Source organism: Caldithrix sp. (assembly GCF_056497305.1).
The window spans coordinates 1-24,852 of record NZ_JBSMDE010000042.1; the positions used below are offsets into that span (position 1 = coordinate 1).

Genomic DNA, 24,852 nt, shown 5'->3' on the forward strand with positions numbered 1-24,852 from the left:
ATTGACATTTAAGGCGAAAACTCAGCAAAGCGGCACAATTTGCTCCCCCTTCCCTTTATTAAAAGAAGGGAAGGGGGCCGGGGGGTTAGGATCTTTAACACAAAAATTTTCGCATCCCGCTAAGCAGGATTATAAGTTTTGAGGGAAGTATTCTATTACACTCTTTACTCTTACACAAATAAACTTTTCCACGCTTGTGTCTGCCAGTGGAGGTCTCGAGCTGAAGCTCGAGTTACGACTGAAGCTGGATCAGAATGACAGGCAGCACGTGCTCTCACTGCCTGAACACCACCTGTCCTTTCACAAAATAATTCGTAATTCGTAATTTTAAATTTAAAAATGCCCTTTTGGGCATTCGTAGCTTTGCTGTGTGATTTAAGGTGGCGGCTGTGCTGCCTTAGATTGGCCATCTGTTTTAAAAAATCATGAAAAATATTTCATATTCTGGAAAATAAAAAGTCCAATATTTATTTTAGAATTTGTGAATCTATTGAGGAGGTCAGATGAAGAAGTTTTCATTGCTATTTTTGATGTTTCTTTTTTTCTGCGCTAAGAATTCGCCTAATCCGCAAAATGTAAAATCCTATGCTCAGGCCCTGCAATTAGCAAAACAATTGAACCGTCCCGTTTTAATCGATTTTATGACCGATTGGTGATCCAGTTGCCAAAAATTCGCTCGGGCAGCGAAACAAGACCAGGATGTTCAAAAACTTTTAAACAATGTCATCCTTTTACAGGTCGATTGTGAAAAAGGCGAAGGTATTGAACTGGCAAAAAAATATCATATTCGCGGTTATCCTACCTTTTACTTAATTAATGTCCGGGAGCAGCCCATTTTTGTCTTTATGGGCTACGGCAAGGAGTACTGGACGAATAAGATGAATGAGGCCCTGTCTGATTTAAGCACTATAGCCGAAAAGAAAGAAAAATTCCAGAAAGAACCCAGCGTTCAACTGGCCCGTTTACTGGCTGATTACGCGAGCGCCAGGAATGAATTTAAAACGGCCTATGTTTATTTAAAAAAAGTGAAAGACCTTGACCCGGAGGCCGGCAAAAACTTAGATCTGGAAATGTTTCGGATCGTTTATTCTGGTTTTAGAGCCAATCAATTTACATTAGATTCGCTCAAGCTGGTCGCCGGTCAGGTGCTTAATCAACAACTTGCTAATGACAGGAGAGCCAGACTTCTGTACAAAATGGTCCGAATATTGAATAAAGCTCAGGATGACGGACAATTGCTTTCCGATTTAAAAGAACTGATTAATCTGATCGAAAAACAACCCGAGCTGCTGAGTGAGCAAAATCGTCAAGAAATAGAAATACTAAAATATCTTTTTCTTGAGAAGGAAACTAAAAAAGCCGTTCAAAAAAAGAAGTCAACTATGGCTGACGGCTGGCTGGAAAATCCGGAACAACTGAACCGTTTTGCCTGGTGGTGCTTTGAAAACAGGATAAATTTGGATGAGGCCGAACAACTGGCCCGCAAAGCGATTGACTTAACGGATTCGCCCACTGACAAAGCCGATATTTACGATACCCTGGCTGAGATTTTGAATCTCAGAGGCCGGTACAAAGAAGCGATTCAGGCCGAAGTAAAAGCCATTAAACATAATCCGCAAAGCAAGCTGTTTAAAAAGAATCTGGTACGCTTTCAAAAAAATCTGTCTAAACAGGGGAATGGAAAATGATAACTATTATTTTGAACGATGCACCCTATGGTATTGAGCGGTTGTACAATGGTTTGCGTCTGGCCCTTTCGTTGATTAAAAAAGAGCAGAAGGTCTCGCTGTTTTTAATGGGCGATGCGGTGTTAGCTGCCGTGGAAGGTCAACAGACTCCATCCGGGTTTTACAATGTAGGAAGGATGATTAAAAGTTTAATAAAGCGAGGCGCTCAGATTCACACTTGAGGTTCCTGTTGTGATGCCCGGGGGGTATCGGATCAACATCTGCTCCAGGGAGTGGTGAAGAGCAATATGGAGACCCTAAGTGATTGGGTGATTAAAGCAGAAAAAGTCATTAATTTTTAATGTCAAAAGAACTGCACAGCGCCTGAATGAGGCATTTTCATCAAGATGCTCTCAATTAGCGCAAACTCTTTGTGTACGATTCTAAATTGTTTGTGAGCAAGACATTACAAAAAATGCTTAGTCCTTACAAAGGTCTCGAGCTGAAGCTCGAGTTACGTTGCGCTTGCGAATTGTGTCTTGCGTAAGGGATTCTTCATTTTAGCCCTCACCCTCTCGATCCCCCTCTCCCAGAATAAAAATCTGGGAGAGGGGGAAGACTTGCATGGAAAATTTTCACATGTATTGGGGATTCCTTACCCGGGCCCAATTCACGACCAATTGGAATTAGGAATGTCGGCCCGATGCTCATTCAACCATTCAACGGCTTTACAAGGGTATTGTTTTTTAAACTGCGACTGTTTAACTTTGGATTCGCTTTAACTGTTAGAGGACAAGCTTAACCATTAACTTGAAAAGGAGTACCTATGTCGTTTGCCATAGATTTTTTAGTGCGTGAACATGAACTCATTTTGCGAATGATTCATGTAATGGGCGCCATCCATAAACAACTTCAGAACGGTACCCGGGTATCGGTTGAAGACTTACGGAATGTGGTCGATTTTATCCGCCATTTTGCCGATCGTTGTCATCATGCCAAGGAAGAAGACCTACTATTTGTCAAAATGCAGGAGCGCGGTTTTTCATCAGAACAGGGACCGGTGGCCGTCATGCTTTATGAGCACGATCTGGGACGGAATTTTGTTCAGGAAATGGAACAGGGAATCGATGCCTATGAAAAAGGCGAAAAGTCAGCAAGCGTAAAAATTGCCGACAATGCCGCCCGTTATGCCCAGTTATTGACAGACCATATTTACAAAGAAAATAATATTCTTTATCCTATGGCTGAGCGCGTCTTTAATGCGGAAGATCATCAATTTTTACAGCAGGAATTTGAACGCGTGGAAAAAGAGGTGATTGGCCTTGACGTCAGAGAAAAATATGAAAAGATGGTTGAGGAGTTAGAAAAAAAATATCTGCAATAAAGCATGCAGGCAGGCCGGGTAAAGGGCCCGTCCTGCCTGCTACTGAATGCTTTTTCAACCATTTTCCTATGCCCCCGATCTTCTCTTTTGTGCGATGGAGTTTGGCAATGAATTTGGCTAAGACAGCAGAGCCGTAACCTTTATAAAACCGCAGAGGGCTAAAAAAAACTATTTTAATTAAAAATTACGAATTACGAATTATTTTGTGAAAGGGCAAGTGGTGCCCAGGCGGTGAGGGCCTGGGCCGAAATGTCATTCTTCCTTCTCCCGATTCATCCTGCCATAGACAAACAAAACGGCCTCAAAGTGGAGTTACCTTGAGGCCGTTAAATGTTTCTCTTAAAAAGACAAGCGCTTCGACACGGCCAAACAGGTCCACACCAATCGACCCGTTTCAATTCGCTTTAATCCAGTAAATGGATGACCAGACCGCTGCGTAATTTGGGCTCAAACCAGGTCGATTTGGGGGGCATGATTTTCCCGGCATCGGCAATGGCCATTAAATCTTCGATGGAAGTCGGGTAGAGGGCAAAGGCCACCTGCATTTCCCCTGAATCCACGCGACGCTTTAATTCTTTTAGGCCCCGAATGCCACCCACAAAATCGATGCGTTTATCCTTGCGCGGATCGCCAATGCCCAGAATGGGCACCAACAAATTTTTCATCAAGATGGAAACATCTAACTGTTCTACAGGATCACTTTCATTGAACGTGCCTGGCCTGGCCTTGAGCTGGTACCATTCGCCATCAAGGTACATGCGAAATTCGTGTTTGTGTGCCGGTTTTTCTGCCGTTGCACCCAATTTTTGGACTTCAAATTTTTCGCTGACGCGCTCTAAAAAAGCCCGTTTGCTTAATCCGTTCAGGTCTTTTACCACGCGGTTGTAATCCATGATGTACATTTGATCATGGGGAAAGATGACCGTCAGGAAGTAATTGTACTCTTCATCCCCGGTGTGATTGGGATTTTGTGCCTGACGCATCTGCTTAACCCGCATGGCTGCAGCCGAACGGTGGTGGCCATCTGCGACGTAAAGCGCGTCTAATTTCTGGAACATTTCCTGCAGCCGGCGGATGTGCTGATCGTTGTCCACCAGCCAGAAGGTGTGGCGAATGCCGTCTTCGGCAGTAAAGTCATATTCCGGTTCGTTTTTTGTTATGGACTCGATGAGTGCGTCAATTTCCGGTTGGGCGTGGTAGGTCAAAAAGACTGGCCCGGTTTGGGCGTTTAGGGTGTTCACATGTTTAACGCGATCTTCCTCCTTGTCGGCGCGCGTCAATTCATGTTTTTTAATCAGGTTTTTCTCATACTCTTCCACTGAAGCGCCGGCCACCAGCCCCACCTGGGAATGATTACCCATGATCTGGCGGTAAACGTAAAACATGGGTTTTTCATCCTGAACCAGAATGCCCTCTTTAATAAAGCGATCCAGATTCTCTTTGCCTTTCTGGTAAACGGCGTCATCGTAAAGATCGGTGCCGGACGGCAGATCGATTTCCGGTTTGTTGATATGTAAAAATGAGTAAGGATTGTCTTTGGCCATCTCACGTGCTTCTTCCGAACTCAATACATCATAGGGGGGTGAAGCGACCTTTTCGGCCCATTCTTTTTTGGGACGTAAGCCTCTAAAGGGTTTAATCGTTGCCATATTTCACTCCTTCGTTTTTAGTCGTTTGTGCAAAAAACTAAATTAGTGAAAAAAATGATTTAATTCAAAATTTGGCAGGGGAATTTTCGGTCGCTTATTTTTGATATTTAGAATACTTTCCTTAAAAGATCAATCCCGCTAAAGCGGGATGCGAAAATTTTTGTGCTGTGTGAGTAAGAAAAATCGTTGAATTGTTGATAGGTTGATTAGTTGAATAGTTGAATAGGTGAATGGTTGAATGGTTCATTGGTTAAATGGCCTGTCCGGCTGGATAGCCGTCCAGATGGGCCTGTCCGGTGGCCAGACGGGCCTGTCCCCGAGGATCGGGATTTCCGCTTTGCTCCAACCGGCTGTAGCTGCCAGACAATTAAGAAAATTTCCCACAAAGGTCTTCCCCCTCTCCCAGATTTTTATTCTGGGAGAGGGGGACCGAGGGGGGAGGGCTAATTCGTGAAATGACATCTGCTGTTGGAGGAGTAAATTTAAGAGTATATGAGTGTAAGAGTTAAATGGTTCCAGGACACTGGCCTGTCATTTTTTAAAGAAGTTTTTAATTATGGCTCTGCTGTCCAAGCCCAGGCGTAAAGGACGAAAAATTTTTTACCCCTACCAGTCAGTGGTACAATCAAATATCGTGAAGTTTACCGGCCACCGCCTATTGAACCATACATCTGAAATCCGTAATTTGTACAAAAAAATGAAGGTACAGAAATGATCATTAAGCCCAGAATTACTCTGGAGCAGCTCATCGAAAATCTGAGTAGCGACCTTGAGTTTCAAAAGAATGTTACCAAATGGTTAACCCTGGAGGCTCAACCGGCCCGCTTTGCTTCCTTTTCGCAAACGGTGGACGCGCGTTTGAAGGCAGCCTTAACAGAAAAAGGAATTACTAGGCTATACACCCATCAGGTTTCGGCTTTTGAACAGATCATGCATGGTAAAAACGTCGTCATTGTTACGCCCACAGCCTCTGGTAAAACATTGAGCTACAATCTGCCGGTATTTCAAACCTTGCTCAAAAATCCTCAGACCCGGGCCCTGTACCTTTTTCCAACCAAAGCCCTCTCTCAGGATCAGGTCAAAGAAACCCAGGATTTAATCCACAGACTGAAAGCGGACATTAAATCGTTTACCTTTGATGGCGACACGCCCGCTGATATTCGTCGGACGATTCGCGCTGCCGGGCACATCGTGGTCACCAATCCCGACATGCTGCACCAGGGTATTTTGCCCCACCACACCTTGTGGATTAAACTGTTCGAGAATTTAAAATTTGTCGTACTGGACGAAATTCATGCTTACCGTGGCGTTTTTGGCAGTCATCTGGCCAACCTGATCCGCCGTTTAAAACGGATTTGCGCTTTTTACGGCACAAATCCGCAATTCATCTGTTCCAGCGCTACCATTGCCAATCCCGCTGAGTTAGCCGAACAATTGCTTGGCGACCGCGTTGAACTGATCGACAACAATGGAGCACCAAGCGGCAAAAAACATTTCATCTTTTACAATCCTCCGGTTGTGCATCGGGAATTGGGCTTGCGGCGTTCGGTAGTCAACGAAGTAAAACAAATCGTGCGAAAACTGATGCCTACCGGCGCGCAGATGATTGTTTTTGCCCGCAGCCGCCTGCGCGTGGAAATTTTATTGACCTATTTAAAAGAAGTGGCCCGCCAGCTAAAAGTAAACGACGACCTGGTGCGTGGCTACCGCGGAGGGTATCTGCCCAGAGAACGTCGGCAGATCGAGAGCGGACTGAAAAAAGGCGAAATTCAGGTTGTGGTCAGTACCAATGCTCTGGAGCTGGGCATCGATATCGGTCAACTGGACATTAGCATCCTGGCCGGTTACCCGGGTTCCATCGCCAGTACCTGGCAACAGGCCGGACGGGCCGGTAGAAGACAGGGGACTTCGCTGACCATCCTGGTGGCTTCCAGCTCCCCGCTGGATCAGTACATCATTGAACATCCGGAGTATTTTACGGAGAAGAACCCGGAAACGGCTCAGATCGATCCCGATAATCTATTCATTTTGATGAGCCATTTAAAATGCGCTGCCTTCGAATTACCCTTTGACGAAAACGAAAGCTTTGTGCCCGACATAACGCGTTCCCTGCTCGATTTTCTGGTAGAAGAAAACGTATTACGTAAAACAGACGGTAAGTATTTCTGGATGAGCGAAATCTACCCGGCGGATGAAATAAGTTTGCGTAATGCCAGCCCCGAGAATGTGGTTATCATTGACACCAGCAACCATAATCGGGTCATTGGAGAAGTGGATCTGTTTTCTGCGCCGGAACTGGTACACAAAGACGCCATCTACATTCATGAAGGGCAGCAATACCATGTGGATGAATTGGACTGGGATGAGAAGAAGGCCTACGTACATCCGGTTAAAGTGAATCACTACACCGATGCCATTACCAAAACCAACATCAAGGTTCTGGACGTTCTGCAAAAGGAATCTGGTAACCGCTACAAAAAAGTCTATGGTGAACTGGCCGTAAGTCGCGTGACTACCGGTTTTAAAAAGATTAAATTCAATACTCATGAAAACATTGGCATGGGACGCATTCATCTTCCGGAGATGGAGATGCAAACCTCGGCCATGTGGTGGGAATTTGCCGATCAATTGTTTGCCGATCCCTACTTTCAAGAGTCGATTATCGGAGAAGGCTTGAACGGGATCGCTTACACCTTGAACAATCTGATTCCTCTTTACATCATGTGCGATGTGAAAGATATTTCGGTCGTGCCCATGGTGCGGGCGCCTTTTAGTCACAAACCGACTATTTATGTGTACGACAAGTACCAGGGCGGCATGGGGTTAAGCAAAAAACTGTACGAGATTGAGCAGGAGGTGCTACAAGGCGTTTTGCAGCACATTAAACGTTGTCCCTGTACCCATGGCTGCCCGTCCTGCACCGGGCCTACTCTGGAAAACACTCTGTTTGGTAAACAAAGTGCGCTTAAAATTTTAGAAGAATTAAAGCTGTGAAGCTTATGGATCTGAATAAGAAATTGGCCTACTACCGAAAAACCAGCGCTTCCAAAAACCAGAACCAGAAAACTGCGCCGCAGGCCTCTCTTCCCGCTTCTGTAAAAGCCCTGATGGAACATTTTAATGGGCGCTTGCTGCCTTACCCGGTGCCCATTGTGGAAATTATCGTTACAGAACCCGTTGCTTCTGAAGACCGCGTTTTTAAATTGGATCGCCTGACGCGAAAACAATTCCCAGAACCCATTCCTGCGGAGCAGTGTCTGTTCTTCGATCTGGAAACAACCGGACTCAGCGGTGGCGCGGGTACCTACGCTTTTTTATTGGGATTCGGTTATTATGAAGGGCAGCAGTTTAAAGTCGTTCAGTATTTTTTGCCCGATTTTGGTCGCGATTACTACGTATTTAAAGAACTCCAGCCCTTGTTAGAAAAAAAATCCATTCTGATTTCCTTCAACGGTAAAAGTTACGATCTTCCTCTTTTAAAAACACGGGCCATTCTAAACCGTTTCGATCTGAATGTACAAAAATTTCAACATCTGGATTTACTGCATCTCGCCCGTCGTGTCTGGAAAGACAGTCAGGAAAGTTGCGATCTGTTTAGTATTGAAAAGGAGCAGTTGGGTTTTACACGCACCGATGACATCTCCGGCTACCTTATTCCCACGGCCTACCTGCGCTTTATTCAGAGTGGGGTCATTCATGAAATGATATCGACCATTAAACACAATCAGCTCGACATTCTTTCTATGAATAAAATGCTGGTAAAGCTGTCGGCCATCAATGACCATCCTGAGCTTGTTGATGATCCCCGCGCCTTGCTGCGCCTGGCCCGGCTGGCCTTCGAAATCGATGATTTTGTTTATTTTTTAAGAATTGAAAAGCGCTTACTGGAATTGGAATCCCAGAATGTGCCGGCGTTTCACCTGATAAAAAGTTACTTTTTTAAAAAGCAAAGGCAATGGGCACAGGCTTGTGAACTATGGGAAGCCTTGATTCCCCATCGCCAATACGCATTTTTAGCCTTAGAAGAACTGGCCAAAGTTCATGAACACGTTTTTAAAGATTACTTGCGGGCCATGAATTACGTTCGCCGGGCTCTGGAGATGTACCGTCAGTTCGAGCAGTTGAATCCTTATTGGGTCAAAACAGAGTGGAAAAGCGGGTTTTTACACCGCTATCAACGATTAAAAAATAAATTGTCTTGACTTAATTCAATGACTTCCCTTATATTATTTCATGAATTATTTTAATTGATTTAATTTGGAGGAGCTATGGGCTATCAGAGTTTGGGAGAGATGTTTTTTGAAAAACGCCAATCCATGCCTGATAAGGTGGGCTACATGTTTAAAGAGAGTGGGAAATGGAAATCCGTCACTTTCAAAGAGGCTGTGGATTGGTGTGAAAAATTAGCCGCCGGTCTGGCTTCGTTGGGCGTACAAAAGGGAGACCGGGTGGCCATTATTTCCGGAAACCGCATCGAATGGGCTTTAATGGATTACGCAACAATGGCCCTGGGAGCCATGCTGGTTCCAGTGTATCCCTCTTTGTTGGATCATCAGGTGCGCTATATTGTAAATGATTGCGAAGCCAAGGTACTGATTGCTGAAAATGACTTACAGGTTGAGAAAATAAGTCAGATCCTGTCTGAATTAAATACGGTTAAACATTTCTTTGTCTTTGACGCCCCACAGGAAGTTAATACCCCCTGGAAAAAACTTAATGCCCTGGCAGAAATGGGTGAGGAATTTTTGCAAAACAAACCCGATTATGTTCAGGAACAACTAAAGAACGTGACCCGTGAGGACTGGGCGACCATTATTTACACCTCCGGTACAACAGGCGAACCCAAAGGAGCCGTTTTAAAACATGGTAATTTTTTAAGCAATATCGAAGGGGCCATGAGTGTGCTGGACATTTACGCCGAGGATGTCTTTCTCTCTTTTCTGCCGCTCAGTCACGTTTTTGAGCGAATGGCCGGCCACTTTCTTTCTAATTACCAGGGAGCGGCAGTGGCCTTTGCGGAAAGCATAGATACGGTGGCAGAGAATATGCAGGAAATCAAACCAACGATCATGGTTTCTGTGCCTCGCTTGTATGAAAAGATTTACGCTCGCGTCCTGGAAAACGTAGAGATGGGACCGCCGTTAAAACGGAAGATATTTTACTGGGCCATGGATGTGGGGCGGGATTATGTCCATCACATTATGAATAAGAAGAACCTGCCCTTTTTCTTGAAACGTAAACAAAAACTTGCCAATAAACTGGTCTTTAGCAAATTGAAAGAGCGCGTGGGCGGACGCATCCGTTTCTTTGTCAGTGGGGGAGCGCCGCTGTCGGCTGAAATCGCTGAATTTTTTACGGCCGCTGGCCTCATTATTCTCGAAGGTTACGGCCTCACGGAAACGTCGCCGGTCATTTCTGTTAATCTCTTGGATCATTTTAAATTCGGAACCGTCGGTCCTCCTTTACCCAATGTGGAGGTGAAAATTGCCGAAGATGGAGAAATCTTAACGCGCGGGCCGCACGTCATGGTTGGCTATTTTAAGAAAGAAGCCGCCACAAAAGAGGTGATCGATGAGGAAGGTTGGTTCCATACAGGCGACATTGGCATGATTGATGAAGATGGTTTTCTTAAAATCACGGATCGTAAGAAAAACATCATCGTGACTTCCGGCGGAAAAAACATTGCACCGCAGCCTATTGAAAATATGCTGGTCACCACGCAATACATTGAACAGGCTGTGGTCATCGGCGATAAGCGCAAGTTCTTAACGGCTGTCATTGTGCCGGCTTTTGAAGCCGTGAAAAACTGGGCCGCTGAACAGGGCAAAACCATCAATTCCTATGATGAGATGCTGCAATTAGAAGGCCTTAAAGAATTGATCAGAAAGGAAATTGATCTGGTGAATGAAAATCTGGCCCGTTACGAAACCATTAAGGATTTTATCTTTGCCAGGCAACCCTTTTCCATCGAGAGCGGCGAATTGACGCCTTCATTAAAGGTCAAGCGAAAAGTGGTTGAAGAACAATACCACGACCAGATTGAACAGATGTACCAGGTTTAAACGCGATTCATGGGCGAAATTAGAACATATCCTCCTGTGTTGTTGTTTGCTGCCATAACTTTTTCGCCAGTGGTTGAATTAAAAGAGGTCTTCGCCCGGCTGGAGAATCATTTTGGCCCCGTGGAACATCAATCGGCCGTGTTCGATTTTGATGCCTTTACCGATTATTATGAACCGGAAATGGGCGCGCGCCTTGAAAAAGTTCTGGTCACCTTTGCCTCGCTAATCCAGGCCGAAGCTTTGCCAGACATTAAACGAACGACCAATCGGCTCGAACAGACGGTCTCCGGAGGCAGGAAACGCGGAGTGAATATTGATCCCGGTTATTTGACGCTCTCCAAGGTAGTGCTGGCCACGACTAAGGATTATTCGCATCGACTCTATCTGGCCAAAGGAATTTTTGGAGATTTGCATCTTGTTTTTCAGCAGGGTTCATACCAGGTACAACCCTGGACCTATCCGGATTACCGACAGCCAGCCATCATCGACTTTTTTAACCAGATGCGGACAGTGTATCGCCAAAAATTAGAACAATATGATGTCGAAAAGAGTCAGGCAGCAAATAGCCATATTGCCAAAGATTAAGGAGTAGGCGCATGGTCTTTAATCTCATTTTTATCATTATATTAAGCTATTTATTCGGATCGTTTCCTACGGCAATCATTGCCGGCAAAATTCTGAAGAATATTGATATTCGGGAGCATGGCAGCGGCAATGCCGGTGCGACCAATGTCTTTCGTGTTCTGGGTTGGAAAGCCGCGCTCATTGTTTTGTTGATCGATATGATTAAAGGATTTGTACCGGTTTTTTACCTGGCGCCGGCCCTGGCTGCCGGTCCCGGTCAGATCATCTATTTTCAATTGCTGGCTGCCATTTTTGCTATTTTAGGCCACATGTTCACCATTTTTGCCGGATTTAAAGGGGGCAAGGGGGTTGGTACTTCGGCCGGAGCATTTTTGGGCCTGGCTCCTGTTCCTCTATTATTAGCCCTGCTGACCTTTGTTTTGATTGTCGCTTTGACGCGTTATGTCTCGTTGGGCTCCTTACTGGCTTCATTCATTTTTGTACTGATTCTTTTCTTGCAAAAATTTGTTTTTCAAAAGGAAATTCCTGATGTGCTTTTAGGAATCAGCATTTTAATCGTGGCCTTAATCTGGTTTGCGCACCGTAGCAATATTAAGCGCTTGCTACAGGGGAATGAAAACCGGCTGGAATTTAAAAAGAAGGGATGACATTATGCGCATTGGAATGATTGGCGCCGGAAGCTGGGGAACGGCTCTGGCCCTGGTTTTGCATGAAAACGGGCACGAAGTGCGTTGCTGGACGATTGATGAAGAGAGTTTAAGCGATATTCGCACCAATCATGAAAATAGCCGCTATTTACCGGGAATCAAAATTCCAGAAGACATTGTGTTTACTTCCGATTTAAAGGTGATTGTCGATGAACCGGACATTCTGGTAAACGCTGTGCCATCGCAGGTTACCCGATCTGCTCTAAGTTTGGTCCATGAAATTTTTATGGATCAGGGGCAGTTGTGGGTTACGGTATCAAAAGGTATTGAGAACAAGACCTACAAACGCATTTCGCAGGTCATCGAAGAAGTCATGGAGATTCCAGCCGAGCGGATTGCGGTGCTGTCTGGGCCCAGCCATGCCGAAGAAGTGGCGCGAAAAATTCCCACAGCCATCGTGTCTGCTTCTAAAAATCTGGAAACTGCCCGGAAAATTCAGAAGGTGTTCATGAATCAGTATTTACGCATTTACGCCAACGACGATGTTATTGGTGTGGAGTTGGGAGGCGCCTTGAAGAATATCATTGCCCTGGCGGCTGGCATTTGCGACGGAGCGGGCTATGGCGACAATACCAAGGCTGCGTTGATGACGCGCGGTCTGGTGGAGATCAGTCGCCTGGGGGGAAAAATGGGCGCCCGTCCGGCTACCTTTGCCGGTTTAAGCGGCATGGGCGATTTAATCGTTACCTGCATGAGCCGCCACTCCCGCAACCGTTATGTTGGGGAACAGATCGGCAAGGGCCGAACGTTAAAAGAAGTGCTGGACGAGATGGTGATGGTGGCCGAGGGCGTGAGAACCACGGAATCGGCCTATGAACTGGCCCGACAAAAAAAGGTGGAAATGCCCATCACCGAACAGATTTACAAAGTTTTATTTGAAAACAAGTCTCCCTCACGGGCCATGCTCGATTTAATGACCCGCGCTTCAAAAATCGAAGATTGGGGAGCCTAAACCGACAGGCGTCAAAAAAAATGGAGGGAAGAGCTCATGATTAAATCCATCTTGTTACCCATCGACGGATCGCCTTACACTGAAGCCGTTCTTGATTATGGTGATTTTTTCGCCCAGAAATTTGGCGCCGTTCTGCGAATTTTAACCGTTATTGACATCCGTCTGTTCGACTGGAGCGTGGCAACCAGTGCGGATAGCTTTGTGCCCATCATGCCTTCTGCCGAGTTTCAGGAAGAATCACAGCGCATTCAGAATGAAAAAGCCGAAAAAGTGATTCAAAAAGCTTCGCAATTACTCAGCTCCAAAAAGCGCACTTTTGAGGTCATTAAAATTTCCGGAATACCTGTGGATGAAATTTGTCAAATGGCAAAGACCACCGATATGGTCATCATGGGTATCCGTGGGGAATACGAAAAGTGGAGCGGTAAATTGTTAGGGGCCACCACCGAATCGGTAACCCGCCAGATTTCCAAGCCCATCATGCTGGTGGATAAAACGTTTGAACCGTTTGAACAAATTTACTGCGGGTACGATGGTACGGTGGCTGCCAATCATGCTTTGCAGATGGCTGCCTTTCTGGCCAGCTCACTGAACATGCCGCTCAAAGTGGTCTCGGTGTTCGATTCTGAAGAAGAACGTCAGGAAGTGTTAAATGAAGCAAGGCAATATCTGACCCCTTACAAGATCAAATTTGATCTTCTGCCCGAAACCGGAGATCCCGACGAAGTGCTGGTCAATGTACAGAACAATTCTGCCAAACCTTCCTTAATGGTCATGGGCGGCTACGGCCACTCCCGCCTGCGCGAAGCCATCTTAGGCAGTACAACCGTGCATGTCATGCGCAAAGCCGTCAAACCCATATTGCTGGTGAAATAGATCAGAGAAGTGCGCAGAACGCGTAAGAAAGTTGCGTTTAGCAAATGTGGGTACTGAATGGGGATAGGTTCTGTCGGACTGCAAACGATCTATTTGAACTTTTTGGGCTTGTGCAAAGCAACGCCTTTGATGTTTCTACTCAGTTCCGGAAATTTGAGATTTGCTTTTAACGCTAAATTTAATATATTTTTAACTACCGCAGGGAAGCTCCGCATTTTAAAGGAATAAGAGTGGTCACATAATAGGAGTAAGGATCATGGCTGTTTTTTGCACCGATGCCGGGCATGGGGGCCCTGACAATGGAGCCGTGTGGTCAGGTGTCCGTGAAAAAGATCTGAATTTGCAGGTTACCCTGCAACTCAATCGACGCCTTAAAGAAAATGGCCATCGCGTTTTTACAACGCGCAAATCCGATCAACAGGTGCCGCCATTGCGAACGCGTTGCAAATTGATCAATGCCCACCATCGAAACCAGTCCCCGACATTTGATGCTATTATCTCGGTTCATTGTAATGTGGCTGCTTATCTCAACAAAAAGACCAATGCCTACAAACCGATTCCCGAGCGCAGAGGCTTGTATGTCATTTACAGTAAGGAATCACAAGCCGGTTACAACCTGGCCCAGGCAATTGCCCAACAGGCTGAAAAGGCGGGGATTCAACTGGCCCATGGCGGTTTGCTCTCGACCATTGAATTGGGACGTAATTTGTGCTGGATTCATCAAACTCTGCCGCCGGCCGTTCTGGTGGAGTTAGGCTTTTTGACCAATCCCGAGGAGCGTGTCCTTCTGCAGGATGCTGCCTATCAGGAAACATTGGTGCAGGCCATGGTCGCCGGCCTGGAACAGGCTGCATTACCCATTACCTGAAAGCAGAAAGGAGCATGTAATGGAAAAATTTCGTGGAAAACCAAGTCCCTGGCTGCTTAAAAATTCCAAGGGTTTTCCTGATTTTCTATTCACCATATTGACCTATTCCATGATTTTGCTCATTTTCCTGACCTTAATCTGGATTACGTTTGCCGTGCTTACCTACATCCATGCCGATTCGCCTAAAACGGTGGTACTGATTAAGATCATGGAAAGTATGAAAACCGGTTTAATCTCCTTGGCTGGGGTCGTTTTTGGACTGGCGGGCAGTTACACGGTGCGGCGTTTTAAAACCGATGACCACTACCTGCAAAAAAAGAAACTGGAATTCGAACTGGAACAAGTCAGGGCAGGCCGGAACAACGGTTCCGAAGTGCCAATTGTACAGGATGAGGAGGACATCTGATGTTTGATTTAAGTACGTTGAAAATCTGGCTGGATGTGGCCATCCTGATCATTCCTTTATTGATTGGCATGTTTTTGGTGATCAAATTGGTGCTGCCTAAAAAGCCTAAATTAGGGCTGGGGATTTTAGCCGGCATGAGCGCAGTCGGAGCCTTTTTCATTCAGCGTAAATTAAAAAAAGCATTTGCTGTAGAAGACAAACTGGCCGAGTTCAATGAAAATTACGCCCGCTTTAAAGAAGTTCAAAAACGCCGTCAGGAGGCGGTGACTGCGAATCAGCAGGTGATCAAAGTGCTGGAAGAACGCAAAAAGAAGCTCGAAAAACAGGCTGATCAGTACCAGACTGAGTTGAAGCTGATTGACGCTGAGTTGAAAGATCGTCTGGCGCTGAATGAAAGATTAATCGCCGATGCCGAATCCTTTCTTTCCGCTGCTGAGGAGCGTAGCGCAAAACGGAAAGCGCTTCTCTCTACGGATCTGCCACCTGAAAATAAAACTGCCGAGAGCGATCAGGGCCAGATTGAGATCAATGGTTATCGTTTAATTGAAGAATAAGGTACAGATCATGATGAAAACGGTGCTGTTTTTGCTTGTCTTTTCCACTCTGGCGTTGGCTCAGAGTGAAGCGCAATTGCGTCAGGCCTTAAGCGAATGCGAAGCAGATCTACAGGCCAGCCTACAAAAAATTGAGGCCCTGTCTAACGCGTTAAAATCAACGGATGCAGTGCTTAAAACACGCCAGGCGCTGGTGGATAGTCTGGTGGCCAATCTGCACAAGCAGATCGAAACACAGGCTGTCATTCGCAGCCGATTGCAAATGAATGCCGACACTTTGCAACTCATGGTTACGGATTATCAGAAGAAATTAGAGGAGGTGGCCGATCTATTTCGCCAAGAAGTACAAAAGAGCAATCGCCCCTGGATTTTAACCAAACACGGATTACAGGGTTTTACTACGGGGTTGTTAATCGGCGGTGCCGTGGGATTAATTTATGGCCTGTTGCATTAAAAGTCGTAACAAAGAATGATGTTTCTGCAAAAGGCTCGCTTTCATTTACAAGTTTAAGCTGCCTATCGCTTCCAGGCCTGATTACCTGCTCAATGATTTGGGCCTTCCTTCCAAAATCTGCTCATTGAAAAGGGAACTTTTTCAGCGCTTCATATTTCTTTAGTAAGAGCTTACAATACTTCATGCAAAAGATCTAGTCCTGCCATGGCGGAATGCGAAATTTTCAATGCTGCTTTTGGAGGAGTGTGTTGAAGAATGGGTTTAAATTATATCTGCAACTATCTGCTTAATCTGCAAGATAAATCATTGTGATAAAAAAATTTTCTCGCACTTTGAGTTGCGGCTCTGCTGCCTTAGAATACTTCCTTCAAAAGATCAAATCACGCCACAGCGGGATGCGAAAATTTTTAAGCTGCCTTATTACAGAGCAATCCCAAACGTTTGAGTAGATGAACATTTAGAAATCAAATTTTACAAAGCAAAGTTTAAAACTCCCCCTTCCATTTTTTAAAGGGAAGGGAGCCGGAGGGGATAGGTTTTAAAACAAAAACTCGCCTTAAATGCTCCGCCCTTACAAAGCCTCGAGCCTAAACTCGAGTTACGTTGCGCCTGCCAATGGTCTACCCGTGTAAGGGATTCTGCTCCCTGATAAATCGGGGACTCAGAATGACATGCCGGCACGGTTCCTCACCGCCTGGGCATAAGTTGCCCCTTCGCAAATTAATTCGTAATTCGTAATTTTTAATTTAAAAATGCTTCTCTGTGTGCTCTGTGGTTGATTAAATCCCTGTGAAAATGTCTTTTGGTTGCGGCCGTGCTGCCTTAGCTATTTTCTTCTCAGTTTTACCGCCGTGCCGTAAACCAGAATTTCCGCTGCGCTGGACATGATGTAGGAGGTCGAAAAACGGACATTGATAACCGCGTCAGCTCCTTTTGCAGTGGCCATGGCTTTCATGCGGTCCAGGGCCTGTTCGCGCGATTCGGCCATGAGCTTGGTGTATTCTTCAATTTCGCCCCCGATTAGAGCCTTTAAGAAGGCTAAAATATCGCGTCCCAGATTACGGGCGCGGATGGTGTTCCCTTCAACCACTCCTAAAATTTCACTTATTTCCATGCCTGGAATTTCGCTTGTTGTCGTAATAATCATCTAACCACCCTCCGATATTTGTCATATTTACGCACCATCCATTTTTCGCGGATGACAGAAACTACAAGAATGATAAAACCTAATAGAAAAATGCCCACGCCGATGCGCAACAAGAGCGGTTCCCGGGAATTTAAAAAGAAATCTCTGAGCATTTCATATCCTCCGAATGCCAGGATGAGGATTGCTCCCAGACTAAAAAATGTCCAGCCCAGGCCACGCTCGATGCGATTGTAAACGTGTTGCCAATAATCATCCCAGTACATTTCCGGGAGAGCGCGAAATTTCATCTTTGCGGTTTCCTCCTTTAAATAATGAAATGAATGCCACTCAGCCTGACAATCTGGACAGTCTTTCAAATGCTCCAGAAATTCTTTCTGTTGCCTTTCGCCCAATTCACCATCCAGATAGCCCATCATCAAAAAACGTGCTTCTTCGCACTTCATAAATTGCCCTCAAACTGTTTTAATTTTTTCAGTAACCGTTTTCTGGCGTAATACAAGCGAGACATCACGCTGCCAATGGGAATTTCCAGCGCTTCCGCAATTTCCTGGTACGAGAAATCATTAAATTCTTTCAGAACGATTATCTCTCGCTCTTTGGCATCCAATTGAGAGAGCGCCAGCCAGATGATTCGGGCCCGCTCGTTCTTTTCAAAAATTTCATCCGGAAAATCTCCATCGGCAATGTAGCTCCTCTCCAGGGTTTCATCCATTGGCAACCGGCGTCTGTGGTGATTGACAAAATTAATGCACAGATTTTTCAGAATTCGATAGAACCAGCTGTAAAAAGATCTATTTAGATCAAAATCGGACAATGAACGATAGGCGCGGTAAAAGGCTTCCTGCGAAAGATCCAAGGCATCTTCATGGTTCTTTGTAAACATCAGCGCCATGTAATACGCCCGTTGCTTGTACCGTTCAACAATAATGCGGTATTTTTCTTTATCGCCCTGTAAACAGGCCTGAATAACCTGTTGGTCACTGAGCTCTTCTTCCTTAACCTGATGCATAATAGTACAGCTTCAACCTGACTTTATTCAAAACTCATGGTACAAATTTAGATAAATGAATATAAATCAGTAAATGATTTATTGAAAATTTTTTTCTTTTTTAAGTGGGCATGGTAATGTGTCAAAGAAGAAATTCATTTTTCAAGAGTAAAACGCAGGCTCTGAAGCCCACCAGGCGTCATTTCGATTGATGCCCCGACTGCGTCGGGACAGAGTGGTGAAATTTCTATTTGCCCTCACCCCTAACCTCTTCTCCCGAAAATCGGGAGACTGCTGTCACTGTAAGGGATTCTTCTCCCGACAAATGGGGATCAGAATGACAGGCGGCACTGAGCCACCCTAAGTGTCACTTCGACCGATGCTCCGACTGTATCGAAACCGAGTGGAGAAATCTTTGTCAGGCGTAAGGGCGAAGCATTTTCTTCAAAATGGCCTCAATTAGCGCAACATCTTTGTCTATGAGTTAAAATTGCTCTTGAATAAAACTTTACAAAAAATGCTACAATTTTACAAAGGTCTCGAGCTGAAGCTCGAGTTACGTTGCGCTTACGAACGACATCTGGGATGTGCAACAGTCTTTTTTTGAATCCATTTTTTATGTACCTTCATTACAAATTGAGAAAATAAAATCATTTTAAAACAATGATTCGTGATGAGAGATTAAAGACTGCTAGTAGGAGGTACACATGTCGTTAAGTGGAAGGATTGCTCTGGTAACCGGAGCGACCAGCGGAATTGGCCGGGCAACCGCTCTGGCACTGGCCAGGGAAGGGGCTGGCGTGATTTTGTTGGGCCGACGGGTAGAACGGCTGGAAGAAGTGGGAGAAGAGATCAAAAAACGATACAACGCAAGCTGGATTGCCCTACCGGTGGACGTGCGGGATTTAGAAGCTGTAAAAACAGCGATTGAGGGATTACCGGATTTCTGGAAACCGATTGACATTCTCATCAATAATGCCGGACTGGCATCCGGATTGTCCAAAATTCATGAGGGCGATGTGGAGGACTGGGAAAAGATGATCGATACCAATGTTAAAGGTCTGCTTTATGTTACGCGTACGGTGGTTCCGGGGATGGTAGAGCGCGGGCGCGGTGATGTGGTTAATATTGGCTCCATTGCCGGCCATGAGGTTTATCCCGGGGGCAATGTGTATTGCGCTACAAAGCATGCGGTAGATGCCCTGACCAAAGGATTGCGTATTGATCTTGTGGATACGCCCATTCGGGTGTCTTCGGTGGATCCCGGGCTGGTAGAAACAGAATTCAGTATTGTCCGTTTTAAGGGCGATGAACAGCGAGCGAAAAATGTTTACAAAGGGTTAAAACCGCTAACCGGCGAAGATATTGCCGAAACCATTGTATTTATTGTGAGCCGACCGCCACATGTACAGATTGCTGATGTGATCATCTTTCCTGCTGCACAGGCCTCGGCTACAATTGTACACAGAGAAGCGTAGTGCAGTGACTACATTGTGCTGCATTAGACTGTAAACACCCGGCCGAAGGACGGTCCTGTCCCCGAGAATCGGGATTTTCGCTTCGCTACAACAGGCTGCGCCTGCCAGACGGGCGCCCTTTGAGGTTGTTTAAAAGTTGCGGCTCTGCTGCCTTAGCTTAAATGGAGCATGAGAATACTGAAAAGCTAAGAGGTATTAGTGGTTTCTCTGTTTCTTAAAAAAGTTGAAGTCTTCGCGGCCAAAGCCGATTAAAATTCAGGAATATGGAACACGCGGGGAGTTAATCCAATTTAGAACGGATCGAATGTTCCTCCTTTCCCAACAGACAAGGAACTTGTTGTAATTTCGGCTGTTCAACAAGACAATACAGCGCGTTTCATTGATTTTTTTTTGAACTTAAAGCATTCACTGGTTATCTTGTGAAAATGTTAATATTTTAGTTCGGTCAGTTAATAAAACAGGAAAGGATAGAACTATGGCGTTGATTGAAGATATTTATGCACGAGAGATTCTAGACAGTCGTGGAAATCCTACCGTGGAAGTTGAAGTTCTGCTGGATGATGGTAGTTTTGGTCGGGCTGCCGTACCTTCGGGCGCTTCTACCGGAGAAAATGAAGCCGTAGAATTGCGAGACGGTGATCAGAGTCGTTACCTTGGTAAAGGAGTGTTAAAAGCCGTACAAAACGTAAATGAAATTATTGCTGAAGAGTTAATTGGAATCGAAGCCACCGATCAACCTTTTGTTGATCATTTATTAATCGATTTAGATGGCACGCCGAATAAGGGAAAATTGGGTGCCAATGCCATTCTGGGCGTTTCGATGGCAGTGGCCAAAGCGGCTGCGGAATCGGTCGGCCTGCCTTTGTTTCAGTATCTGGGAGGCGTTAACGCTAAGATTTTACCGGTGCCCATGATGAACATTTTGAATGGGGGTAAACATGCCGATAATAACGTTGATGTGCAGGAATTCATGATTGCACCAGCCGGCGCCGATTCCTTTCATGAAGCGTTGCGCATGGGCGCTGAGGTATTTCACAATCTGAAAAAGGTACTTGCAAAACGTAATTACAACACCGCAGTGGGCGATGAAGGTGGTTTTGCACCAGATTTAAAATCGAATCAGGAAGCACTGGATTTGATCTTAGAGGCCATTGAAGCAGCCGGGTACAAACCCGGAGAACAAATTTTTATTTGCCTCGATCCGGCTTCCAGTGAATTTTACGACAATAACAAAAAGCGTTACGTACTGGCTTCGGAAAACAAGGAATTAACCGGTGCAGAAATGGTCGATTACTACGCCGCATGGGTGGACAAGTATCCCATCCTCTCCATCGAAGACGGACTGGCCGAAGATGACTGGGAAGGCTGGAAAATTCTGACAGAGCGTTTGGGCAACACCATCCAACTGGTTGGCGACGATATTTTTGTTACCAACACGCAATTGCTTTCCAAAGGCATTGAAATGGGCGTGGCTAATTCGATTCTGATTAAACTGAACCAGATCGGCACGGTTACAGAAACCCTGGATGCCATTGAAATGGCCCACAAAGCGGGCTATACGGCGGTTGTGTCCCATCGTTCCGGAGAAACCGAAGATGCGACTATTGCCGATTTAGTGGTGGCCACCAATGCCGGGCAAATTAAAACCGGCTCTGCTTCCCGAAGCGATCGCATCGCCAAGTACAATCAATTATTGAGAATTGAAGATACATTGGGTGAAAACGCCGTCTTCCTGGGACGCAAGGCATTTAAACGGTAAAGAAGGGGCCTGGCAGTTTTTAACTGCCAGGCTTTTACAAAATGAAAAAGCGTCAAAAAAGTAAAACGTTCGATCCAAAAAAAGGCGTGCGTTGGCTGGTTGGCCTGGGCCTGGTTGTTTTGATCTATTTTCTCTTTTTTCATGGGCCGCGCAGTGTCATTCAATATCTCAAACAAACCTCCTACAAAAAATCTCTGGAGCAAGAGATCCAATCCCTGGAGAACGATAAAAAGCGGCTTAAATCAGAAGCCGATCGTTTGAAAAATGATCTGGACTATATCGAGAAAATAGCCAGAGAAAAGTACAACATGAAGAAAAAAGATGAAAAGGTGTACAAAATAATCAAGGAAAAGTAACCATTAAAGGGATTGGTTTGGTTAAAGGATTTGTATCTGTCATTCTCATTACGGCCTGTTTACAGGCCCAGATTCCTGAACTGGCCCATCTGCAATTCAAACCTCAATTGAACACCGATTTTTACAAGCAGGTTAACACCTACAACTGGATAGCCCTCTTTTCCTATCAAAATCAGGCAAAAAACAGCCTGAACTACTTTGTGCGCGATCGTTTTCAAAGCAATCTACTCATTCCGGCCCAGGGCAACAAAAAGTGGAAAGATGAACACACTCTGGAAGGCTTATTGTACTGGAACAGGAACCAGCACAATGTGGGCATGTATTTCTATAGCTGGTACCAGAGCGACAAACAGGTTTCATTGAACAACCAGTTTGGGAATCATCGGCTGGGGTTGTTTCTGGAAGAGACCTTTTTAAAAAATATTAAATGGGCGCCTTATTTGGGATATCAAACAGCAAAAAATCGTTCCCATGTGGACTGGGGATGGGATACCGGTTCACGATTTCAGTTTGAACGTTACCATTTTAGTAATTACACGGCTTCGTTAAAAGCCAGTACAAACCTCGATTTTTATCCGGAACGACAGAACAGGGAGTACGATGTTAGTACCTATTTTACCTCGCACTTTTCGGACCTGAGTCAGGATTCGCTCTTTGTTCGCTGGAATGACCTGTCAAAAGAGTACTATGTTTCGGATTCGATAGAACAGGTCACCATTAATGAAAGGGAAGTGCAAAATAAGTTATTTTACGATTTAAATCCAACGAATCGTCTTCTGGTACAAACGCGTTTACAATCGAGAGAAATTTCGTATTTTAACGGTCGATCGATCTTTCTGTTTGAAAATTATTTTCGCTATTTGCACTTAGGGCGACGCTTTAATGTGTTGTTCACTTTCCGAACCTCGGATGAGACACAGGACAATGCCGGTACGGTAACCGATAGCCGAACCAGGCAGAGCGCCTTTAATGCCGATGTGAATTTTCAACTCAATGCCAGCCAGAAGCTCATGTTCAATTTTGCCTATGTTAAATCCCAATATGACACACCCGATTCGGTGGTTAATAACGATGACCGCGATGAACAGAGATTTGTCTTTAATGCCCGTTATGCATGGAAAATTAGTCCTTTGCTTACGCTCGATTTACTGGCCTATGCCTATCTGTTCCACCAGATTTACATTTACCAGGAGCGCAGCGCCAGCAATAGCTGGAACCGCATCTACAAGCTAAATCCTCGCTTGCTCTACCGGTACGGACCATTCTCTAATCGCTTGAGCACAGAAGTACTGGCCAACTACACGGTTTACGATTTTGACGACCTGTTCAGTGAACCGCGCAGTTTTGTCTTCCGTAAGTACATTTTAAATGATTCCCTGATGATTCGATATTACCCCTTTCAATATCTGGGGGCCTATGGCCGGCTGGAACTGGAAGATAAAGGGACGTTCTTTCGTAAGGAATTCGCCCAGCAAGTGCTGCAATCGTACCAGTCAGAATTCTGGACAATCTTTCTGCGCAATACGCGCTTTCTGCTGTTTAAACTGGATGTTGGCTTCACATTTTACCGAAGACGAGAATGGCGTTATGTACCAGAAAAATCATTAAACAGGACGCTGGTAAACAAGGGCCCCTATCTGGAATTGAGCTATGCCGTTTTGCCTAAAATAAATTTCCTGGCTTCACTTTCCTATCTAAGTGTCAATGACAGCCGCTTACCGGATACCCGTTACCTGTCCGGAAAATTGCGACTCAACTATTTTTTCTGAAAGTGAAGTAAACTGAGATGTAGTTCTCTGCGTTAACCTCAGGCAGCAGTGCCGCAACCAAAAAATTTTCGCTGGGATTTAACAACCATAGAGAGCACAGGGAAGTATTTTTAAATTAAAAATTACGAATTACGAATTAATTTGCGAAGGGGCAACTTATGCCCAGGCGGTGAGGAACCGTGCCGGCATGTCATTCTTCTCCCGCTTTAGCGGGAGAAGAATTCCTTCCACTGGATCACGCGCAAACGCAATGTAACTCGAGCTTCAGCCCGAGACTTTCGGTCATTCTGAATCCCGATTCTTCGGGATGAAGAATCCCTTACTTTGGCACACTGAACTCCCTCTCGTCCCGATTTTCAGGGAGAAGAAGCAAGTAGGTGAAGAACGAACAAGGCGCAGCCGGGTTGGAGCGCAGCGGAAATTGCGATTCTCTGGGGTGGGACATCAAACCATTCAACAAATCAACAATTCAACAATTCAACAGTTTTGCTTCTTCACACTGCACAAAAATTTTCGCATCCCGCTGTGGCGGGATTAGATCTTTTGAAGGAAGTATTCTAAACTTAGGGTAGTAGACTGATCCTCTTTTTTTGAGAAATTAGGGATTCCTACAAACCAGATGAGTTGGTTGCGAATGTACTGATACACTCCAGCGTGCCTTGCGCCTTTGATCCTGGTCCTTAAACATGGAAAGCGTATTAAATCGATCTGAAATGTCGGAAAATAATCAGGTCCATTCTGCGATCTTATTGCCTTCTTTATCCGTAAACGAACCCGTAATAATCAATATTAAATCGATTACGGCCCAGATACCTAACCCGCCAATGGTAATTAATTGTAAAAAACCTGTGCCAATTTTCCCCACAAAAAATCGGTGTGCACCAAAAACGCCAAATAAAAAACAGAGCAGAAAGGTAGGTAGAATCTTTTTATCACTCATTTTTTCCCTTTTCTAAAAAATAACTTCTCTTACATTTAACTGAACAAATCTATTTCAAGCAGAATGCATTGGAATGCAGTCAACCATCTCAAGTTTACCATATTAAAGTACATTAAAAAGGTAAGATTGTCAATAGTCGCATATTGATACGAAGGAGGCCTAATCGAAACCACTACACCATTCGCAGAGCACGCCAAAAAGCACCAATTGCAAATAAAAAAGCAAGTTGTGACTAATCAGTGAAAGCCTGT

General features: G+C 45.1%; 23 protein-coding genes and 1 pseudogene. 19 read left to right on the plus strand and 5 right to left on the minus strand.

What is annotated here, in order from left to right; translation table 11 throughout:
* Nucleotides 1-503 precede the first annotated feature (503 nt).
* The 4 genes and pseudogenes from ACWB0I_RS03530 to ACWB0I_RS03545 all read left to right on the plus strand — a co-directional run bounded on the left by ACWB0I_RS03530 (nucleotide 504) and on the right by ACWB0I_RS03545 (nucleotide 3,051).
* The gene (locus ACWB0I_RS03530; RefSeq protein WP_479386655.1) at nucleotides 504-656 is read left to right on the plus strand and encodes a hypothetical protein; all 153 of its coding nucleotides are present in this window, start codon (nucleotides 504-506) and stop codon (nucleotides 654-656) included.
* 189 nt (nucleotides 657-845) lie between these two features.
* On the plus strand, nucleotides 846-1,688 hold the full coding sequence (locus ACWB0I_RS03535) for a hypothetical protein (protein ID WP_479386656.1): 843 nt from the start codon (nucleotides 846-848) through the stop codon (nucleotides 1,686-1,688).
* Nucleotides 1,685-2,029 (plus strand): annotated as a pseudogene (locus ACWB0I_RS03540) (DsrE/DsrF/TusD sulfur relay family protein). Before ACWB0I_RS03535 ends, ACWB0I_RS03540 begins: the two are co-directional and overlap by 4 nt.
* Before the next feature lie 464 nt (nucleotides 2,030-2,493).
* Nucleotides 2,494-3,051 carry a hemerythrin domain-containing protein gene (locus ACWB0I_RS03545; protein WP_479386657.1) on the plus strand — a complete coding sequence of 186 codons (558 nt, stop codon included), beginning with the start codon at nucleotides 2,494-2,496 and terminating at the stop codon, nucleotides 3,049-3,051.
* A gap of 404 nt (nucleotides 3,052-3,455) precedes the next feature.
* Here ACWB0I_RS03545 and ACWB0I_RS03550 read toward each other — a convergent pair whose 3' ends face one another.
* Nucleotides 3,456-4,700: a DUF1015 domain-containing protein gene (locus ACWB0I_RS03550; protein ID WP_479386658.1), complete on the minus strand. Its 1,245-nt coding sequence runs from the start codon at nucleotides 4,698-4,700 to the stop codon at nucleotides 3,456-3,458.
* Nucleotides 4,701-5,411: 711 nt separating this feature from the next.
* Between ACWB0I_RS03550 and ACWB0I_RS03555 the strand changes: the two genes are divergently transcribed.
* The 11 genes from ACWB0I_RS03555 (at nucleotide 5,412) to ACWB0I_RS03605 (ending at nucleotide 16,164) form a co-directional block, all read left to right on the plus strand.
* Nucleotides 5,412-7,694: a DEAD/DEAH box helicase gene (locus ACWB0I_RS03555; RefSeq protein ID WP_479386659.1), complete on the plus strand. Its 2,283-nt coding sequence runs from the start codon at nucleotides 5,412-5,414 to the stop codon at nucleotides 7,692-7,694.
* A gap of 5 nt (nucleotides 7,695-7,699) precedes the next feature.
* Nucleotides 7,700-8,902, plus strand: coding sequence for a ribonuclease H-like domain-containing protein (locus tag ACWB0I_RS03560; protein WP_479386660.1), 1,203 nt, complete (start codon nucleotides 7,700-7,702; stop codon nucleotides 8,900-8,902).
* 66 nt (nucleotides 8,903-8,968) lie between these two features.
* Nucleotides 8,969-10,762 carry an AMP-dependent synthetase/ligase gene (locus tag ACWB0I_RS03565; RefSeq protein ID WP_479386661.1) on the plus strand — a complete coding sequence of 598 codons (1,794 nt, stop codon included), beginning with the start codon at nucleotides 8,969-8,971 and terminating at the stop codon, nucleotides 10,760-10,762.
* A gap of 9 nt (nucleotides 10,763-10,771) precedes the next feature.
* Complete coding sequence (locus ACWB0I_RS03570) at nucleotides 10,772-11,347, plus strand: DUF4416 family protein (protein WP_479386662.1); 576 nt, start codon at nucleotides 10,772-10,774, stop codon at nucleotides 11,345-11,347.
* A gap of 11 nt (nucleotides 11,348-11,358) precedes the next feature.
* Nucleotides 11,359-11,994 (plus strand): glycerol-3-phosphate 1-O-acyltransferase PlsY, encoded by a 636-nt coding sequence (plsY, locus tag ACWB0I_RS03575; protein ID WP_479386663.1) that lies wholly within the window; start codon nucleotides 11,359-11,361, stop codon nucleotides 11,992-11,994.
* Nucleotide 11,995: 1 nt separating this feature from the next.
* Nucleotides 11,996-13,006 (plus strand): NAD(P)H-dependent glycerol-3-phosphate dehydrogenase, encoded by a 1,011-nt coding sequence (locus tag ACWB0I_RS03580; protein WP_479386686.1) that lies wholly within the window; start codon nucleotides 11,996-11,998, stop codon nucleotides 13,004-13,006.
* Between the two features lie 36 nt (nucleotides 13,007-13,042).
* On the plus strand, nucleotides 13,043-13,882 hold the full coding sequence (locus ACWB0I_RS03585; protein ID WP_479386664.1) for a universal stress protein: 840 nt from the start codon (nucleotides 13,043-13,045) through the stop codon (nucleotides 13,880-13,882).
* Between the two features lie 256 nt (nucleotides 13,883-14,138).
* Complete coding sequence (locus ACWB0I_RS03590; protein ID WP_479386665.1) at nucleotides 14,139-14,750, plus strand: N-acetylmuramoyl-L-alanine amidase; 612 nt, start codon at nucleotides 14,139-14,141, stop codon at nucleotides 14,748-14,750.
* Nucleotides 14,751-14,769: 19 nt separating this feature from the next.
* Entirely contained in the window at nucleotides 14,770-15,156 is a 387-nt protein-coding gene (locus tag ACWB0I_RS03595; protein ID WP_479386666.1) for a hypothetical protein, read from the plus strand.
* Nucleotides 15,156-15,710: a hypothetical protein gene (locus tag ACWB0I_RS03600; protein WP_479386667.1), complete on the plus strand. Its 555-nt coding sequence runs from the start codon at nucleotides 15,156-15,158 to the stop codon at nucleotides 15,708-15,710. The genes ACWB0I_RS03595 and ACWB0I_RS03600 overlap by 1 nt, the downstream gene beginning before the upstream one ends.
* A 10-nt stretch (nucleotides 15,711-15,720) precedes the next feature.
* Complete coding sequence (locus tag ACWB0I_RS03605; protein WP_479386668.1) at nucleotides 15,721-16,164, plus strand: hypothetical protein; 444 nt, start codon at nucleotides 15,721-15,723, stop codon at nucleotides 16,162-16,164.
* Nucleotides 16,165-16,990: 826 nt separating this feature from the next.
* Here ACWB0I_RS03605 and ACWB0I_RS03610 read toward each other — a convergent pair.
* From ACWB0I_RS03610 to ACWB0I_RS03620, 3 genes are read right to left on the minus strand one after another with little or no spacing between them, the layout of a single operon-like run.
* Nucleotides 16,991-17,311 carry a YbjQ family protein gene (locus ACWB0I_RS03610; protein ID WP_479386669.1) on the minus strand — a complete coding sequence of 107 codons (321 nt, stop codon included), beginning with the start codon at nucleotides 17,309-17,311 and terminating at the stop codon, nucleotides 16,991-16,993.
* Nucleotides 17,308-17,754, minus strand: coding sequence for a zf-HC2 domain-containing protein (locus ACWB0I_RS03615; protein ID WP_479386670.1), 447 nt, complete (start codon nucleotides 17,752-17,754; stop codon nucleotides 17,308-17,310). The genes ACWB0I_RS03610 and ACWB0I_RS03615 overlap by 4 nt, the downstream gene beginning before the upstream one ends.
* On the minus strand, nucleotides 17,751-18,320 hold the full coding sequence (locus ACWB0I_RS03620; protein WP_479386671.1) for an RNA polymerase sigma factor: 570 nt from the start codon (nucleotides 18,318-18,320) through the stop codon (nucleotides 17,751-17,753). Before ACWB0I_RS03620 ends, ACWB0I_RS03615 begins: the two co-directional genes overlap by 4 nt.
* Before the next feature lie 686 nt (nucleotides 18,321-19,006).
* Here ACWB0I_RS03620 and ACWB0I_RS03625 point away from each other — a divergent pair.
* The 4 genes from ACWB0I_RS03625 (at nucleotide 19,007) to ACWB0I_RS03640 (ending at nucleotide 23,661) form a co-directional block, all read left to right on the plus strand.
* The gene (locus ACWB0I_RS03625; RefSeq protein WP_479386672.1) at nucleotides 19,007-19,777 is read left to right on the plus strand and encodes an SDR family oxidoreductase; all 771 of its coding nucleotides are present in this window, start codon (nucleotides 19,007-19,009) and stop codon (nucleotides 19,775-19,777) included.
* Nucleotides 19,778-20,252: 475 nt separating this feature from the next.
* A complete protein-coding gene (eno, locus tag ACWB0I_RS03630; protein WP_479386673.1) occupies nucleotides 20,253-21,536 on the plus strand; it encodes a phosphopyruvate hydratase in 1,284 nt (427 codons plus the stop codon).
* Between the two features lie 41 nt (nucleotides 21,537-21,577).
* The gene (locus tag ACWB0I_RS03635; RefSeq protein WP_479386674.1) at nucleotides 21,578-21,892 is read left to right on the plus strand and encodes an FtsB family cell division protein; all 315 of its coding nucleotides are present in this window, start codon (nucleotides 21,578-21,580) and stop codon (nucleotides 21,890-21,892) included.
* A gap of 17 nt (nucleotides 21,893-21,909) precedes the next feature.
* Nucleotides 21,910-23,661, plus strand: coding sequence for a hypothetical protein (locus ACWB0I_RS03640; protein WP_479386675.1), 1,752 nt, complete (start codon nucleotides 21,910-21,912; stop codon nucleotides 23,659-23,661).
* Nucleotides 23,662-24,388: 727 nt separating this feature from the next.
* Here the strand turns inward: ACWB0I_RS03640 and ACWB0I_RS03645 are convergent.
* Nucleotides 24,389-24,601 (minus strand): TM2 domain-containing protein, encoded by a 213-nt coding sequence (locus ACWB0I_RS03645; RefSeq protein WP_479386676.1) that lies wholly within the window; start codon nucleotides 24,599-24,601, stop codon nucleotides 24,389-24,391.
* Between the last annotated feature and the right edge of the window lie 251 nt (nucleotides 24,602-24,852).

Bases quoted from the DNA above. Each gene is read 5' to 3' on its own strand.
- ACWB0I_RS03530 (WP_479386655.1), top strand. From the start codon at position 504: ATGAAGAAGTTTTCATTGCTATTTTTGATGTTTCTTTTTTTCTGCGCT.
- ACWB0I_RS03535 (WP_479386656.1), top strand. From the start codon at position 846: ATGGGCTACGGCAAGGAGTACTGGACGAATAAGATGAATGAGGCCCTG.
- ACWB0I_RS03545 (WP_479386657.1), top strand. From the start codon at position 2,494: ATGTCGTTTGCCATAGATTTTTTAGTGCGTGAACATGAACTCATTTTG.
- ACWB0I_RS03550 (WP_479386658.1), bottom strand. From the start codon at position 4,700: ATGGCAACGATTAAACCCTTTAGAGGCTTACGTCCCAAAAAAGAATGG.
- ACWB0I_RS03555 (WP_479386659.1), top strand. From the start codon at position 5,412: ATGATCATTAAGCCCAGAATTACTCTGGAGCAGCTCATCGAAAATCTG.
- ACWB0I_RS03560 (WP_479386660.1), top strand. From the start codon at position 7,700: ATGGATCTGAATAAGAAATTGGCCTACTACCGAAAAACCAGCGCTTCC.
- ACWB0I_RS03565 (WP_479386661.1), top strand. From the start codon at position 8,969: ATGGGCTATCAGAGTTTGGGAGAGATGTTTTTTGAAAAACGCCAATCC.
- ACWB0I_RS03570 (WP_479386662.1), top strand. From the start codon at position 10,772: ATGGGCGAAATTAGAACATATCCTCCTGTGTTGTTGTTTGCTGCCATA.
- plsY (WP_479386663.1), top strand. From the start codon at position 11,359: ATGGTCTTTAATCTCATTTTTATCATTATATTAAGCTATTTATTCGGA.
- ACWB0I_RS03585 (WP_479386664.1), top strand. From the start codon at position 13,043: ATGATTAAATCCATCTTGTTACCCATCGACGGATCGCCTTACACTGAA.
- ACWB0I_RS03590 (WP_479386665.1), top strand. From the start codon at position 14,139: ATGGCTGTTTTTTGCACCGATGCCGGGCATGGGGGCCCTGACAATGGA.
- ACWB0I_RS03595 (WP_479386666.1), top strand. From the start codon at position 14,770: ATGGAAAAATTTCGTGGAAAACCAAGTCCCTGGCTGCTTAAAAATTCC.
- ACWB0I_RS03600 (WP_479386667.1), top strand. From the start codon at position 15,156: ATGTTTGATTTAAGTACGTTGAAAATCTGGCTGGATGTGGCCATCCTG.
- ACWB0I_RS03605 (WP_479386668.1), top strand. From the start codon at position 15,721: ATGATGAAAACGGTGCTGTTTTTGCTTGTCTTTTCCACTCTGGCGTTG.
- ACWB0I_RS03610 (WP_479386669.1), bottom strand. From the start codon at position 17,311: ATGATTATTACGACAACAAGCGAAATTCCAGGCATGGAAATAAGTGAA.
- ACWB0I_RS03615 (WP_479386670.1), bottom strand. From the start codon at position 17,754: ATGAAGTGCGAAGAAGCACGTTTTTTGATGATGGGCTATCTGGATGGT.
- ACWB0I_RS03620 (WP_479386671.1), bottom strand. From the start codon at position 18,320: ATGCATCAGGTTAAGGAAGAAGAGCTCAGTGACCAACAGGTTATTCAG.
- ACWB0I_RS03625 (WP_479386672.1), top strand. From the start codon at position 19,007: ATGTCGTTAAGTGGAAGGATTGCTCTGGTAACCGGAGCGACCAGCGGA.
- eno (WP_479386673.1), top strand. From the start codon at position 20,253: ATGGCGTTGATTGAAGATATTTATGCACGAGAGATTCTAGACAGTCGT.
- ACWB0I_RS03635 (WP_479386674.1), top strand. From the start codon at position 21,578: ATGAAAAAGCGTCAAAAAAGTAAAACGTTCGATCCAAAAAAAGGCGTG.
- ACWB0I_RS03645 (WP_479386676.1), bottom strand. From the start codon at position 24,601: ATGAGTGATAAAAAGATTCTACCTACCTTTCTGCTCTGTTTTTTATTT.